General features: G+C 27.8%; 17 protein-coding genes and 1 pseudogene. 2 read left to right on the forward strand and 16 right to left on the reverse strand.

Annotated features, from left to right (window positions below):
- Positions 1-324: 324 nt before the first annotated feature.
- Positions 325-1254, forward strand: a complete 930-nt coding sequence (locus ACYUET_RS17765) for a phosphotransferase family protein (protein ID WP_460281834.1) — start codon at positions 325-327, stop codon at positions 1252-1254.
- Positions 1255-1400: 146 nt separating this feature from the next.
- Here the strand turns inward: ACYUET_RS17765 and ACYUET_RS17770 are convergent, their stop codons facing one another.
- The 7 genes and pseudogenes from ACYUET_RS17770 to ACYUET_RS17800 form a co-directional block, all read right to left on the reverse strand.
- Positions 1401-2240, reverse strand: a complete 840-nt coding sequence (locus ACYUET_RS17770) for a hypothetical protein (protein ID WP_460281835.1) — start codon at positions 2238-2240, stop codon at positions 1401-1403.
- A gap of 352 nt (positions 2241-2592) precedes the next feature.
- Entirely contained in the window at positions 2593-3822 is a 1230-nt protein-coding gene (locus ACYUET_RS17775) for a peptidase U32 family protein (protein WP_460281837.1), read from the reverse strand.
- Between the two features lie 76 nt (positions 3823-3898).
- The gene (locus ACYUET_RS17780) at positions 3899-4126 is read right to left on the reverse strand and encodes a hypothetical protein (RefSeq protein ID WP_460281839.1); all 228 of its coding nucleotides are present in this window, start codon (positions 4124-4126) and stop codon (positions 3899-3901) included.
- A 213-nt stretch (positions 4127-4339) separates the two neighbouring features.
- On the reverse strand, positions 4340-4510 hold the full coding sequence (locus ACYUET_RS17785; RefSeq protein WP_460281893.1) for a phosphatidylserine decarboxylase: 171 nt from the start codon (positions 4508-4510) through the stop codon (positions 4340-4342).
- Between the two features lie 129 nt (positions 4511-4639).
- Entirely contained in the window at positions 4640-5677 is a 1038-nt protein-coding gene (gene hydE / locus ACYUET_RS17790) for a [FeFe] hydrogenase H-cluster radical SAM maturase HydE (protein WP_460281840.1), read from the reverse strand.
- Positions 5678-5764: 87 nt separating this feature from the next.
- Positions 5765-6748 (reverse strand): carbon-nitrogen hydrolase family protein, encoded by a 984-nt coding sequence (locus ACYUET_RS17795; protein WP_460281842.1) that lies wholly within the window; start codon positions 6746-6748, stop codon positions 5765-5767.
- 84 nt (positions 6749-6832) lie between these two features.
- A pseudogene (locus ACYUET_RS17800) lies at positions 6833-6949 on the reverse strand (aminotransferase class I/II-fold pyridoxal phosphate-dependent enzyme); the annotation flags it as partial.
- A 309-nt stretch (positions 6950-7258) separates the two neighbouring features.
- Between ACYUET_RS17800 and ACYUET_RS17805 the strand changes: the two are divergent.
- The gene (locus ACYUET_RS17805; RefSeq protein WP_460281844.1) at positions 7259-8596 is read left to right on the forward strand and encodes an aminotransferase-like domain-containing protein; all 1338 of its coding nucleotides are present in this window, start codon (positions 7259-7261) and stop codon (positions 8594-8596) included.
- 176 nt (positions 8597-8772) lie between these two features.
- Here the strand turns inward: ACYUET_RS17805 and ACYUET_RS17810 are convergent, their stop codons facing one another.
- The 9 genes from ACYUET_RS17810 to murQ form a co-directional block, all read right to left on the reverse strand.
- On the reverse strand, positions 8773-9618 hold the full coding sequence (locus ACYUET_RS17810) for a MurR/RpiR family transcriptional regulator (RefSeq protein WP_460281845.1): 846 nt from the start codon (positions 9616-9618) through the stop codon (positions 8773-8775).
- A 138-nt stretch (positions 9619-9756) separates the two neighbouring features.
- A complete protein-coding gene (locus ACYUET_RS17815) occupies positions 9757-10842 on the reverse strand; it encodes a DUF871 domain-containing protein (protein ID WP_460281846.1) in 1086 nt (361 codons plus the stop codon).
- An 82-nt stretch (positions 10843-10924) separates the two neighbouring features.
- On the reverse strand, positions 10925-11824 hold the full coding sequence (locus tag ACYUET_RS17820) for an N-acetylglucosamine kinase (protein ID WP_460281848.1): 900 nt from the start codon (positions 11822-11824) through the stop codon (positions 10925-10927).
- A gap of 72 nt (positions 11825-11896) precedes the next feature.
- Positions 11897-12211, reverse strand: coding sequence for a hypothetical protein (locus ACYUET_RS17825; RefSeq protein ID WP_460281850.1), 315 nt, complete (start codon positions 12209-12211; stop codon positions 11897-11899).
- A gap of 20 nt (positions 12212-12231) precedes the next feature.
- Positions 12232-12537 carry a PTS lactose/cellobiose transporter subunit IIA gene (locus ACYUET_RS17830; protein ID WP_460281852.1) on the reverse strand — a complete coding sequence of 102 codons (306 nt, stop codon included), beginning with the start codon at positions 12535-12537 and terminating at the stop codon, positions 12232-12234.
- Between the two features lie 29 nt (positions 12538-12566).
- Positions 12567-13880, reverse strand: a complete 1314-nt coding sequence (locus ACYUET_RS17835) for a 6-phospho-beta-glucosidase (RefSeq protein WP_460281854.1) — start codon at positions 13878-13880, stop codon at positions 12567-12569.
- A gap of 67 nt (positions 13881-13947) precedes the next feature.
- On the reverse strand, positions 13948-15201 hold the full coding sequence (locus ACYUET_RS17840) for a PTS sugar transporter subunit IIC (RefSeq protein ID WP_460281856.1): 1254 nt from the start codon (positions 15199-15201) through the stop codon (positions 13948-13950).
- Positions 15202-15399: 198 nt separating this feature from the next.
- Positions 15400-15708 (reverse strand): PTS sugar transporter subunit IIB, encoded by a 309-nt coding sequence (locus ACYUET_RS17845; protein WP_460281858.1) that lies wholly within the window; start codon positions 15706-15708, stop codon positions 15400-15402.
- A gap of 61 nt (positions 15709-15769) precedes the next feature.
- Positions 15770-16675 (reverse strand): N-acetylmuramic acid 6-phosphate etherase, encoded by a 906-nt coding sequence (gene murQ, locus ACYUET_RS17850; protein WP_460281860.1) that lies wholly within the window; start codon positions 16673-16675, stop codon positions 15770-15772.
- Positions 16676-16818 lie beyond the last annotated feature (143 nt).

Here is a 16818-nt window from a genome sequence, read left to right on the forward strand (position 1 = left end):
ACATTTAGAAAAGATAAAAATATATTTACAATTTTGCCATTCTTAATCCATGAAAGTTTTAAGGATTAAAGAATAACTATATTGTTCCTGCACTCTTTATTTCTAATTTAATCTATAAAATAAAGAGCCGTTACCCACCCATTTGATATTAGATTTATAAATATTTTTCCAATATATGTTATAATAAATTCATAAATAGTAAATTATTTCAAATTAGTTTTATTCTATTAAGAAAGTGATGTCTGAATAAATATGATTATTTCAAAATATGAGTCATATGATGCTAAAATTTTTTCTGTTTATAATTAGAAAGGAGATAAAGCTATGTATAAAGATATTGAAAATAGATTGGGTATTAAAATAAAAGAAGTTAAAGTTTTAAAATCAGGATGGGCAGGAGAAATTATCTCATTAGAATTTAAAGACAATACTCAAAAATATGTAATTAAGACCTATAATAGTAGTAAAAATGGACTTGAAAATATAAAACAAGAATGGACAGGACTAAACATACTTTATAATGCAAATTATCCAGTTCCAAAGCCAATAATGAGTAACTTTATAAATGAAAAACCTTATATAGTTATGGAAAAAATTCAAGGAAAAAATTTATGGGACTGTTATCAGACTGTATCCAAAGAAGATAAAGAACAATTATTAGAAAAATTTGCAAAGGTTTTTTTTGAACTTCATGAATTAGATGTCTCCATAGTAGACAAGAACCTTGTAAAAAATTCTACACTCTCTTTTATTGAAAAAGAGATTAATGAGATTAAAAAATTAGTAGAAGAAAATAACTTAGAATATTTTACTCAAATAATAGATTGGTTAAAGAAAGAAAAAGTAAATATTATAGGTGAGAAATTATCTATAATTCATAGAGATTATCATCCTTGGAATGTAATAGTTGATAATAATGAAGAACTCTATGTAATTGATTTACTGTGGGGAATTGGAGACTATAGATTTGATTTAGCATGGACGTATACACTAATGGAAAGAAGCGGATTTAAAGACTTTAGCAAAAATGTATTACAAAAATATAAAGATCTAAAAAATGGAAATATTAATAATTTTGAATATTTTAAAGTGTTTTCAACTTTAAGATGGCTAATTAATGTCATGATTTCATTAAAAACTGGTGAGAATCTTAATGAAACAAGAAATAAAGAATTTGAAAATTTTGTTTCCCCACTCATACAGAATGGAATAATGACAATTCAAAAAATTACTGGCATACAAATAACAATTTAAATTAGCTACACTTATTATTTTTACTACTTAGTTACAGCTCTTATACCTAACATCTATAAATTAACTGCATAAGAATATCCCCCTTGAGATACTGAAACTACTATGTTTTTGTATTCCAAAGGGGTTTTTGTTTTATATCATATTCTCTATTGATTTAATTCTACATTATTTGCCCACATTGCAGGAACACTTATATTTCCTCCTAATGTTGATTCATAAGTGTATATGCCTAAAGACTTACCAGATATAGTAACATAATCATTTTCTAAAATTCTTACACTTGTAATACTTGGATCATATCCTACAAATAATATAGTATCATAATTATTATTAATTGCTATTCTTAAATCTATTTCCTTTTTATCTTCTACAACTTGAATAACTTTTCCTGTAAATTTAGCCTTTTTACCTTTGTAATCCTCAGGTGTTCTTGCTAATTGTTCATAAGTTATTCCTGTATTATATGAAGCTTTTTCTTCTTCTGCCTTTTTGGCTTCTGCTACCTTTCTATCTTCTTCAGCCTTTTTAGCTTCTTCAGCTTTTTTAGCTTCTTCTTCCGCTTTCAATCTATTAGTATATTCTGTTTTACTATTTAATATAGAATCTTTTTGTGCTTGATATGAAGTTTGGAATTCTTGTTCAAGTTTATCCCACTTAAAAATTAACTCATCAGCAGTTTTTCTTTCTTCATCATTCATAGTTTCATAAATATTATTACTTTCTAATAAAATTTTATATTTGTCTTGTAATGCTTTAATATCTTCAGTATTTTTAGTTTTTTCAACTTGATTATTTGAATTTAAACTACTTGAGTTGTTTGTTGTAGTTGGACTAGCTAATATACATATAATAAATATTATAAAGCAAGCACCAAGCCCAATAAGCCAATATTTAGTTTTTTCACTTTTTGTTGCTTTAAAAATAATCAACATTATTAAACAAATAAAAAAACCGATAATAGAACTAATCCCTAAAAATGGTATCATAAAAATCCCCCCCTAATTTTTAAACATTTTTATTTTAATATAATATGTTTTTAACTTATAACATTTAATCAAACTACTTTATAAACTATTCAATGACTTAAAATTTTATGTCTATTGCGTAAATAGAAATATTATCATAAAAAAAAACAGTAGATAATTTTGTTTTTTACACAAAGTCATCTACTATCCTTAATCAAATTAAAAACCTAATAAAAATCACATACTTAAAATCAATTATATATATTAAAAAAGTACCTATAACTTAAATTATAGATACTTTTTTTGCTATATATAATGTAATATTTTTTTTAATATTTATAGCCTGAAAATACCACTTTACAAAAGTTAGTATTTAATTATCACTAATCTTTTTTCTAATAAGTATATCTCCGACCTTCAGCTCATGTTGGCATCTTACAGTAAAAATCATTTGTGGACAATTTGCACTTTCTATAACTTCACCATTTTCTTTTCTCATATCTTCAAGTTTTATAATCTTGTTATCTCCTTTTATGGCTAAAACTTCAACAAAATCACCATTATAAACTTTATTTCTTTGCTGTATCTTTACAAGATTGATATCTCTATTATAATATTTCACAATACCTACCATATCATAATTTTGAATATATGCTGAACTTTCATAAATTTGTCTTAATTCTTCATCAAAGTAAAAACCTGTTGTATATGGTCTATGACTAGGTTTTTCAAGCTCTTCTATCCATTTAGAATTAAATTTATAATTTTTAGGATCATCTATAAATTTATCAATGGCCTCTCTATAAACTTTTACTACGGATGCCACATAATATGAACTTTTCATTCTTCCTTCGATTTTAAGAGAATTTATACCCGCTTCAATAAGTTCAGGAATATGTTCTATCATACATAAATCTTTTGAACTCATAAAATTAATTCCATTATCACCCTCAGTGATTTTATAATATTCTCCAAACTCCTTCTCTTCATATAGTTGGTACTTAAATCTACAAGGCTGTGTACAAGATCCCCTATTAGAATCCCTTCCAGTTATATAATTTGATAATAAACATTTACCGGAATACCCCATACACATTGCTCCATGAACAAAAGCTTCTACCTCACATGTTTCTGGTAGTTCTTTTCTCATTGTCTTTAACTCTTCAAGACTCATTTCTCTTGCAGCTACAATCCTTTTAACCCCAACCTTATGCCAAAAGAGTGCAGATTTGTAGTTTAAATTACTTGCCTGAGTGCTTAAATGTATTTCAAGATCTGAAGCTACTTCACGAGCTATACTAAAAATCCCTGGATCAGCAATAAGTACAGCATCAATACCTATTTCATATAATTCAGTAATGTAATCTTCAATACCTATTAAATCGTCATTATGTGGAATTACATTTAATGTAACATGTACTTTTCGTCCTCTCGAATGTGCATATTCAAGTCCTTCTTTTAATTCTTCTATTGTAAAATTATCTGAGGCCGCCCTTAAGTTTAATTTATCGCCCCCAAGATATACTGCATCAGCACCAAAATCTATAGCAGTTTTAAGTTTCTCTAAATTTCCCGCTGGTGCTAAAAGTTCTGGTTTATACATAATTAATTCTCCTCATACTTAAAAATCTTTGTACTATTGCTAATAATTTTTGAATAAACAGTTGGTCTTCTTAAACTCATATATGGTTTCTCATTCTATCTCCACCTTCTGCTTTTGTAGTTAATTTAGCTTTTATTAACCCATCTAAAACATTATTTAAATCTTCTATTTTTACAGAATGGAATTGAACATCCTGCCTTGTTGTAAAACGTATCTTACTCTCCCCATACTTTTTTGCTATTTCACTTATTGCCTTTAATTGTTCTACCGTTATACATCCACCTTGAATTCTTGTTCTTACCATACACGTCTCTTTCAGCCTTTCTTTATGTATTTAAAATTTTGATATAAGCTGTTATTCTTGTGCTGATAATTTAAATACATCTGGCTTTGAATAATGGCCATCCACATCTTGCAAGCTTTTATCTTTGTATTCATATTATTATAGTATGAATTTTATATCAACAAATAAATTCTCTATCTGTGCTAGTACAGATAGAGAATTATAATTAACTCACTAAATTTTACAACCAACTTTTTCTCCAATAATCACCTTAGTTTCAAAGCCTTTCTTAGTTTGATATATTATATCAATATCTATCTTAGCCCTACCTTTTTGTAACATCATTATAATTGTAGATCCTCCAAATTTAAAATGCCTCTTTTCCTCTCCTTTAGTAAAATGTATATTAGGTTTATAAGTTTAAATTATTGAACCAACACAAGTTGCTCTGCCCTTAATGTATAGTACACGTCCAAAATTTTTAGTTACAAGAATATTTCATCAAACAAAATTTATAATATTACCAAAAATACATTATCCTTCAATCACCTTTTTTCTAGACCCAAGTTCTTTTGATACCATTCTTCCTATAGAGGCTATTTTCCCATTAATGCAATTCCAACATTTATTTGGTGTATCATTTATGCATATCTTTCCTGGATAAATAGCATATAACTTTCTATATTCTCCTTCTGTAATATTTGGCATAACAACGTTTGCTCCACTTGAAAGGGCAATTATTCTGCCATTTCTATTTAAACTTTCCATTGCAGTTGTTGCAGGTACATTAGAATCTGGAAGTAGTAATCTAACTAAAGCCATTACTTTTAAGCTCATTGTGAAATTATCTGCTTTAAAATCTCTTAATGGCGTGTCTTCATTCGGAATAAATGGACCTAAGCCAATCATGTCTGCATCTATCTCTTTAAAAAACAGTATATCATCAGCTATAGATTCTATAGTTTGATTAGGCAAACCTACTAAATTGCCTGTTCCAACTTCATAACCTAAGGATTTTAAATTACTAAGACATCTTTTTCTCTCCTCATGAATCATTCCTGGATCTAAATCTTCATATATTTTTTTATCAGTAGTCTCTATTCTAAGTAAATATCTATCCGCTCCTGCTTCCCTATAATCTTTATATTCTTCAAAACTCTTTTCACCTAAACTTAAAGTAACTGCTACTCCTAATTTTTTTATATTTGTTATTATTCTACAAATAATATCTACTGTGTAATAAGAATCTTCTCCTGATTGTAAAACTATGCTCTTATATCCATAGCTTACTGCTTTTCTTGCTAAATCAATTATTTCATTAGGCATCAATCTATACCTTTTAATATTTTCATTTGACCTTCTTAAACCACAATATAAACAGTCTTGTCTGCATATATTGGAAAATTCAATAATCCCACGTAAATGTACCTCATCGCCCATATATTTCTTTCTAACCCTATCTGCCACTTCAAAAAGTCTATTATCTATACTACTATCTTTAAGTATAGATATTATCTCTTTTCTATTTAGATTATGACTTTTCTCAGCTTTTTCAATTAGTTTTATATTCATATTTATAAGATTTCCTCCTAAAATTTAATTATCATATATAAAAGGCGCAACTATGCGCCTTTTGTTTTTTTATATATAAGTGTTTTTTTATTCTTCGCCTCCTACTGATAAATTAATTTCTTCATATGTTATAACCATATTTTTACTATCCCCAAATTTTCTAACAACTGGTGTAGGATTTTGATTAAAATTCATGCTTAAGCTTTGGTTTGAATAATGACCTGCTGGATCAATATAGTATTTAAAGTCTATTGTTTTTTCTACGTCTATTTCTGCATAAGCTATTCCTTCTGTTTCTGCTGGAATCATATTACTGATTGGTTCTCCATCTGGTCCATAAATGCAAGTATGTCCACTCTTAAATGTATCAAAGTATTCTCTTTGTTCCGATGTTAAACAAATCATATCTTTCATTTCTTTTGAATAAATTGATGAAGTCATTAATACAAATGTTTGAGTAGAAATTGCATAGTATCTGCTTGATATTTCATCATCAAAATATCCTGGCCACGAAGCTACATGAACTTGTTCATTTTGTGAATTCATAGCTAAAAGATCTAATGGCACTTGGTGCTCCCAACACATACAGCCACCTAAATTACCGATTTCTGTTTCAAATACTGGCATTAAGCTTCCGCTTCCATCTCCCCATATTAATCTTTCTGCAACAGAAGCTCTCATCTTTCTATGCTTTCCAATTAAATCTCCATCTGGATTAAACCATAATTGTGTTAGATATAAAGAACCATTATCTTTCTCACTACAAGAAATACATACATAAGTTTTATTTTTTTTAGCTGCTTCACTTATTTTTTGAATTGCTAAACTTGGAATTTCAACTGCATTTTTATATAATTCATGATAAAATTTTCTTGTATATTCTGGATGTCCAATAAATGCAAACCAAGGATAACCAGGAAGAAATGCTTCCGGAAATGCAACTAATTTTGCTCCATTTGATGCAGCTTCATCAATTAATTTACAAGATTTCTCAACCGTTGCATCTAAATCTAAATATACTGGTGCAGCTTGAACGGCAGCTCCTATGAATTTTGGGTATTGTTTTGCCATAATTATATCCTCCTTTTTTGTAATACATACAAGTGACTAAGTATTTTTTTCCTCAATTTCTACTGCATATACTCTACATTCTTCCTACACTCCACAATTAGTATAAACTGCCCCTGTTGGGTTATTAGGATTATTTATTAAAATTGCTTTAGTCCTTGAACTTACTGCATTTTCTAATATAGTTTTTGTATATTTAAAACTATTTTCTTCTTTATGAGCTAATTAAAACTTTTGACTTATCTAATAATTTTACATACTTTATCAATAATTTCTTCATTATATCCAAGTCTTTTTAGAAATAATCTTACTAAAATTTCATTTTCTTTAAAATTATTATTTTCTGCCATAACTACTTCCTCCTTATATATTATTTGAAAAGCTATATACTGACTTGCTTTTTTATGTGCTAAACTAATAATTACTATACAATCATGGTATTATAGTGTAACCTATATATCAACAAATAAAATTCAAATCTGTGCTAGTACAGTACTTAAGGAGTGATTCATTTTGCTTAAATACGAAGAGATTATAGAATATATTAAAAACAGTATAAAAACTGAGAAATTAAATCATCCAAAAAAATTGCCTTCTATAAGATTTATTCAAAATCTGTTTCATTGTAGCGCCGGTACAGTTTTAAAAGCATATACAAAGCTTGAACAAGATCATATTATTTATTCTATTCCTAAAAGTGGATACTATATAATTAATGATTTTCATAATAAAAGTTTATCAAAACATCAAATAATTGATTTTTCAGCTGTAAACTTAAATTGCGAAGCTTTTCCATATAAAAATTTTCAACATTGCTTAAATCAGGCAATAGACCTATACAAAGAAAAACTTTTTGCTTATTCTGATCCTAGAGGATTAGACTCTTTAATTAATGTATTAAAAAATCATATTCAAAACTATCAAATCTTCACAAAACCGGATAACATAATAATTACATCAAGTTCTCAACAAGCGCTAAATATACTATCAAATATGCCGTTTCCAAATGGTAAATCTAATATTCTTGTTGAACAACCTACATATTACGGAATGATAAAATTTTTAGAACTTAATAACATCCCTACTCTCGGCATAAATAGAGACTTTAGTGGAATAAATTTAGACGAATTAGAAAAGTTATTTAAATATGGTAATATAAAATTTTTTTATAGTATTCCAAGATTTCATAATCCAACTGGAACTTCATATAATAAACTTGAAAAACAGGAAATTATTAGACTAGCAAATAAATATGACGTATATGTTGTTGAAGATGATATTGCTGCCGATTTAGATATGAATAAAAAAAATGATCCTATGTTTTCATACGATACTTATTCGAGAGTTATATATCTTAAAAGTTATTCAAAAGTACTTATGCCTGGCTTAAGGGTTGCAGCCCTTATAATGCCTGAATTATTGATTAATAAATTTTTAGAATATAAAAGATGGACTGACATAAGCAGTCCTATATTATCTCAAGGAGCTTTAGAAATATACATAAAGAACGGAATGTTTGATTCTCATATGAAGCAATTAGTTAATTTATATACTAATCGTATAGACTCTTTAAAAGATACTTTATTAGTATATAAGCATCCAAGAATAACACATAATATCCCTGAATCCGGGTACTTTGGCTGTATTTATGTAGATACTCCTTTAAATTATGATAAAATAATCACTTCACTTTATCATAAAAATATAAAAATACTTGATACACGTGAATGTTTCCTCAAAGAATATATGTGTGATAACTATTTTAGAATTACTATTAGCGAAGTAAATGAAAAACAAATCACTAAAAATATTCCTATAATACTTAATAGTATTGAAAATAATTTAGATTAGCATTTACCCTTTATTCAATTGTCTTTCTATTTAAATGATATTTTATTAAAAGTAACATTAAAAACTCAATAAAAACCACATACTTAAAATCAATTATATATATTAAAAAAGTACCTATAACTTAAATTATAGATACTTTTTTTGCTATATATATAATGTAATAAAGTTTTAATTAATTACTTCAGTTTAAGTTCTCCTACCATACTTCTCGTTTCTTTTAAATATTTATCTACAGTAGAAAAATTGTCTTTTGCAACACCTATAAATAATATATCAATAACTGTAAGTTGTGCTATTCTAGATGATATAGCTCCAACTCTTAAATCTTTTTCTACACTTGGTACTTGTATTTTTATATCACCTAATGAAGCAATAGGATTATTCCCAAACTTAGTTATTGTAACACACTTTGCCCCTTTTTCTTTCGCTTTAATAAGTGAATTATATACTTCTTTTGTTTTCCCTGAATAAGAAATTCCTATAGCAACATCACACTCTGACATATTTGCCGACATTGAAATTTGTGTGTGACTATCTAAACTCATCATTACATTCTTATGTATTCTAATTAATTTATATTGTAAATCCATGCCTATTAATGCTGATTGTCCAACGCCAAAAATATATATGTTTTTAGCATTTTGAATAATCTTTACAGCCTCTTCAATATTTTTTTCATCAAGTAATGCAACCGTATCATTTATACTCTGTACATTTTTATTACTTATTTTTAGCATTACTTCCTTTATAGTATCATTTGTATCTATATAGTCATACTCTACCACTTCATTAGATATACTCTCATCTTTAGCTAAAGCAATCTTAAATTCTTGAAAACCCTTAAAACCTAATTTTCTTGAAAATCGTACAACACTTGCAGCACTTGTTCCAGTAATTTTAGCTAATTGACTTGCTGAAAATTTATATACTTCACTAGAATCGTTAAATAAATATTCTGCTATCTTTTTTTCAGATTCTGTCATTGTATTATAAATTTGTTTTATCAAAAGTGAACAATTCATATATTACTCCTTTATTATTTGTATTCAAATTTTCTATCTACTATATAATATTAAATTTAATCCATGTTTTAAAATAGTGTTGATATTTTAATCTAAATGCAAAACTAACTTTGAAACTTATAATACAATATCAATATTTTACTTAAAACATAGTCTAAACTTTTGCCACGGTTCTATATAATCTAATAGGAATATTTCATCTTCAACTATATTTCCAACTACATTAGATTTACCCGAATTTTTCATATCAAGTTTTGCTATTTGCATCTCTCCTGCATAATGTCCATAAAGAGAACTTTCAATTATGATGTCCCCTCTTTTAATATCTGGAGTATTAAAAACTTTAAAATCATGTTCCTTATATTTAACTCTACTTTGAGTTGATCTAATTACATAATCTGAGACGTCGCCTCTATTAAAGTGAAACTCTTCGAATACTATTTTTCTTTCAAGTTCCGGAACTCTTTCATCTAACTCACATTTTAATGTCAAGCAATAAGGATCTATTTCGCTTAAATTTTTTAATTCTTCTTCTGATGCAAAACTATTAGCTATAATTATATCATCAATTAAATTCGTTGCCCACAGATGCTTTGCTTGTGATGTTATAGGTAATTCTCTATGCATTTCAAGTGTACATAATCCTTCACTTACTGGCCATGGTCCATATTTAGCATTTGAAGATGATATAAATGCTGCTGTCTTAATCCCTAAATCTTTAAATTGCTTACTAGTTTTTATAAAATGATCATAATTTAATCCTGTATATCTATGTGGATAAAAATTATGACATGCCAGAATATTATCTATATTAGGTTTATACGATAAAATATTATATATATATTTTGTACCACTGCTCATATTTAATTCTATTTTTAAACCTTCTTTATTAAATGTCATTATAGATTCTTCAAGTCCGCTAAAACCTTGATCTAATCTTATTCCATAAATCCCAAGTTTTTTTAAATCACTTAGATCTCTATAGCTGATTTCAAGATCCTTAAAAACTTCAGGATTTATATCTGCAATAACATCCATATCATATTTATTTGCATATTCTATGATTTCTTTGAATTCCTTTAATGTTTGTTCTTTTTTACCTTCTACTGATAAAAGGCATGTAAATATTCTTTTAAAATTATATTTCGCTGCTAAATGTATATATTCTTTAATTTCATTAGCAGAATTATGCATTGGATAAATAGATATACCTAATCTTCTCATTTTTTCCTTCTCCCTTTAAATAATGACCTAATCTATTTTTACTTTCCTTATAAGAAAGTTCTATAATTCTTCTTTATTATAGTTATAGCTTTATATATTTAACCACTTCATAATATGCACCTATTGTGGGTGAAACTTTTTCATCATATATTTTGAAATTTTTTATTCCTTCTTTTAATGTTTCTATAAAACTTTGTTTAACTAAATCTATATTAATTAAAATACTTCCCATTATACCAATATTTACAGTATCATTTGTTTTAATTTTATTTATTGCCCTTAAAGTCATTATTCCTAATTTTCTTCCCGCATCTTTTAATATATCTTTCGCTATAACATTACTTTTATTAGAAAGTTCTACTATTATAGGAACTATTGATGCTATTTTCCCTTTATCTGAATTATATACAAAATTAATAATATCAAATTCATCAGAAAATCCTAATTCATTTAATATTTCTTGTGTGAAATTAGATCTTTCATATCCAATATCTTTTTCCAATAGAATTTGCTTTAAAGCTTCAATAGCAATATAATATCCACTTCCTTGATCTCCTAGGATATGTCCCCATCCACCTACCCTTACTTTTTTATTATTATATTTACCTATACATATAGATCCAGTTCCTGCAATAGTAAGTAAACCATCTTTACCTTTTAAAAGTGCAGAAAGTGCTAATTCTGCATCATTTACAACTGTTGTTTTTAAGTTAAAAGTTTCTACAATATATTTTGTTGTCTTTTCCTTGCCATCTCCCGCACTAACTCCTGCAAGACCTAAATACACATGAATACATTCATTGATATTTAGAGCTTTAGTGCAGTTATTAATCGCTTCATTTATATTATCTAAAGCTTTTTCATTATTAATTAACACATTCCCAAAGCCTGAAACTCCTCTTGATAATATATTTCCCTCCAAATCATAGGCAACTGCTTCTGTTTTTGTCCCACCACCATCAACACCCAATATATACTTCACTTTAATCATTCCTTTGCCACTTTAAATTTTCATTTAGTCACATTTAAGAAAATAACATTAATATTATTGGATTTATTTTTTTGAATGTGTCTTATCTAATTTTTCTATAAGTAGAGCTTTTTTTATTTGTTTTTCTTTATATATTCCATTATTAAGTTCAAAAAACAAAACACATAAAACCATAAATATAAAAACTAACATTGCCCATATTATAGGATTTATATTTTCAAAGAAAATTCTAGGGATAATAAGAATAAGTGGGGCTGCAAAAGCAATAACCCACCTATTCATCTTAAATTTATTTATTAATTTTCTTGATAAATATATAGATCCTAATACAAACAATATAATTGAAATTATATATACTCCCCATATTAGTATCTTCATATTTTAACCTCTCTTAAAATTTATTTAGTATGAATAACTTTATACATTTCAATCATTTCTTCAACTAAATTATTTTCAGACATTGCATTCATTAGTTGATCTTGAGCATGGACCATAAGTAATGATATCTTTACATTTTGTCCATTTATCTCTTGCTGAATTAATTTAGTTTGAGTATTATGCGCTAATCTTAATTCTTCTTTTGCCTTAGTTAACAATTTTTCTGCTTCTTCAATATTATTTTTTCTTGCTTCAGTAAGGGCCTCAAATGTATATCCTCTAGAATCTCCTGCATGTGATATTATTTCAAATATATCTTGTTCCATATAAATTCCTCCCATTGTACTTAAAGCCTTTATTTAAATTGTGGTAAATATTCTTTGTTAATATCTAATAATTCATTAAATAATTTGATTGCTATATCTATTGATGGAATTAATGGATTATTGGTTAATGCCATTATTGCTTTATTCTTATCTCCAGTAACAGCTGCTTCAACTGCTAAAATTTCATATGATTTAACACTTTGTATAAGTCCTAATATTGATTCTTCTAATTCACCAGTAAGAGTTAATGCTGTTGCCCCTCTACTGTCTACTATACAATTAGTTTCAATTAATGAATCATTTGGAATACCCTTTATTACACCATTATTTTTTACATTTACTGTATGAATCTCTTTTTTATCATTATAAATAGCACTTATAAGAGACACTGCTGCATCTGAATAATATGCTCCTCCTCTTTTTTCTAGTTCAACTGGTTTTACATTTAGGTTTTCATCTTTATAAAGTTCAAATAATTTCTTTTCAATTTCTTGTACTTGTTCTGCTCTTGTTCCTTTTCCATTAGTTTCTGCTGACTCTTTTTCTTCTTTTAAAAGTCTATCTGTCATATAATAATATCTATGATAAGGACATGGTATCATTCCTAATGCATTTAAAAATTCTGATGGCCATTTTAAATCTGATATATTTTTCATTGTAAGTGATGCACCATCTTGCAGATTTTGTATAACTTTTTCAGTTACATCTTTACATTTATGCCATACTCTTCTTCCCCAGACTAAATGGTTAAGACCTACAAATTCTATAAATAACTCATTACTTTTTACTTCTAGCATTGAAGCTACATCCATTTTCATATGAATAGGAACATTGCATAGTCCTATACACTTTATGTCTGTATATTTTGATACTGCTTCTGTTACAAGCCCTGATGGATTTGTAAAATTAACAAGCCATGCATCAGGACAAAGTTCTTTCATATCTTTACATATATCCAAAATTACAGGAATTGTTCTTAAAGCTTTTGCAAAACCACCTGGACCTACTGTTTCTTGTCCCAAAACATTATACTTTAGTGGAAATCTTTCATCTCTTGCTCTCGCTTTTAATCCACCAACTCTGAACTGAGTTGTTACAAAATCTGCATTTTTTAATGCCTCTTTTCTATCTAAAGTAAGTATAATTTTAATATTTAATCCTGCTTTTTTTACCATTCTTTTTGCTAAATTTCCGACTATATTAAGTTTTTCTTCCCCTTCTTTTATGTCGACCAAATAAATTTCACTTACTGGTAATTCTGACTTTCTCTTTATAAAACCTTCTATGATCTCTGGAGTATAACTGCTTCCTCCTCCTATTATTGCAATCTTTAATCCTTCCATAAAATATTCCTCCAATATCTAAATACAGTATCACTTAAAATGTTTCTGTATTTTTTAATGTTATTTTTTATTCATTACTTTGTAATCCTTCTTGAATTAATTTCTTTTCATATGCTTTAAAGAATGGAAAGTATATTACCGTTACAATTGCTATATTTATTAAAACTAAAACTATTGCTCTCCAATCTCCACCAGTTGCAAGATAAGCTCCTATCGGTGCTGGTAATGTCCAAGGTGCCATTACAACTGGTTTTGCTACCAAATTAAGTGCCATTGCAAAATAGCTTATACATCCAGTAATTAAAGGTCCAACAATAAATGGAATAACTAATAACGGATTTAACATAATTGGAGCACCAAATATTATTGGTTCATTAATATTACAAATTCCTGGTATTAAACTAACTCGTCCAACGTCTTTTAAATATTGTGATTTTGAGAATAACATTAAAAATACTAATCCTATTGTTGCTCCTGAACCTCCAATCCATATAAACCATTGAAAAAATGGTTCTGGTGCAATATTAGGTATTGCTTGTCCTGATGCTTGTGCTGCAGCATTTGCATCAAGCATAGTTAGCCATATCGGTCTTGCAACTGTACCAACAACAGAATCTCCATGTATACCACAACCCCATAAAAGTGTAATAAGTAATACTGGTACTAACACACCAGGTAATGAATTTCCCGCTGTTACTAAAGGCATAAAAATCTTTAAGATATTTCCTTGAATATCAAAATTCAACATATCTCTGATTATCCAAATTGGTATAATTATAAATGTAGCTGGTATTAATGCTGCAAAAGAATTAGCAACAGATGTGGGTACTTCTTTTGGCATTTTAATAGTAAGATTTCTTTCTTTACAGAATCTTAAAGTTTCTACTGCAAAAATTGACATTAAAATTGCTACAAACATGCCTGCTCCACCTAGATTAGATAAAGGCAATACCCAACCTTCTGGATCAAAATTTAATGGTATACTTGTAAGCAAAAATGCTGCTAGTCCAAGACTTCCACCTGACAATGGATCTAATTTATAAGATTTTGCTAAATTATAAGCTATACCAAACGATGCATATACTGACATTATCCCCATACTTAATCTATAAGGAAACATTATTTGATTAACATATGGCTTTACTACTTCTTTTAACCAAGCATTTGGTGGTACTGCAATTACTAAAAAGAAACTACCTACAATTATTAAAGGTATAGTAGATACGATACCATCTCTAATAGCTTTCAGATGTCTTTGTTCTGACACCTTTGTCATTGGTGGTACTAAGTATTTTTCTAACCAGTCAAAAAATTTATTCATTTAATATTCCTCCTAGTTAATATAATTTCTTAACTTTAAACAAAATTATAATTTACCTTACACATAAAATTCTTAAAAACATAAATTCCTAACGAATAAAAAAATCGCTAAGCGACTGTGGAGCGTCGATTTTTTTAGCCATACACCCTTTCCAAACGTAGTGCAGGAATAATGGTGCGGCAGATAATTATTTTTATTTTACTTAGCATATTTTTTTATTTGTGCAAGAACTTTTGCACCACCTAGTGGAGTGTATCCCATTGGAACAATAGTATCTATAGCTAAATCAAATTCAGCTGCTTGTTCTTTAAATGTACTCAATCTATGTCTTACTTGAGGAGCCACTAATGCTAGATCATAATTTCCATCTTTGATTTCATCATAAAATTCACCTGTACCAACAGCTTTAATTTCTAAAGCAAAACCTTCTTTATCCGCTTCTTTTTTAATTGCCTCTACCACTATTGCACTAGACATTCCACCTGAACATACCATTAAAACTTTCATAAAATTACCCTCCATTATTTATATATATTATTTTATTTATTAACCCTTAAGAATTTATAATTTAAACGTTTTCTAAAGCTTTATATATATACCCTTGATTTTTATTTAATAATTCCTTAGCTGAGACTTTATCCAAACCACTTTCAATCATGAAAATAGACAATTTAACATCATAATCAGTTTCTTTTAAATATTGTTCTGCTACATCTCTAGAAACATTTGTAGCCATCATAACTATTCTTTTAGCTCTTTCAACAAGTTTAAGATTTGATGCTTTTACATCAACCATTAGATTATTATAAACTTTTCCAATTTTTATCATTGATGCAGTAGATAACATATTTAATATCATTTTTTGAGCGCTTCCTGCCTTCATTCTAGTAGATCCCGTTACAACTTCTGGGCCTGTAACTGCTTCTATCACAATATCTGCATACTTCGATAAATCTGAATCTTTATTACATGTAACTGCTATCGATACTGCTCCTAACTTCTTTGCATACTCAATTCCACCTATAACATATGGTGTTCTTCCACTTGCTGCTATTCCAACTAATACGTCTTTATTTGAAAAACTTATGGCTTTTAAATCATTTTTACATTCTTCTTTACTATCTTCTATACCTTCTTTTGCCTTAAACATAGCATCTTTTCCACCAGCCATGATAGCATGTACCATTTCATCAGATACTCCATACGTTGGCAAACATTCTACTGCATCTAAAACTCCTAATCTGCCACTAGTTCCAGCACCTATATATATTAGCCTTCCACCTTTTTTTAAAGCTTCTGTTATTTTATCAACTGCTATTTCTATTTGTGGTATTTCTTTTTCAACTGCACTAGCAACCTTTTTATCTTCTTCATTAATCATTTTTAATATTTCAAAAGTTGATACCTTGTCTATATTAACTGTGTTGACATTAATGCTTTCGGTAATTAAACTTTCAAGATTAATCTTGTCCATTAAAATCCCTCCCATTCCCTTATAATTCCAGTATATACTTCTTGGAATATAGTGTCAATATTTTTACATTTTAATGAAATATAATTTCAAATATTATTTACTATTTGAATTAATGTAATTTCACTTAAAAAATCGGCATTTTA

The organism is Clostridium sp. CTA-5 (genome assembly GCF_054768135.1).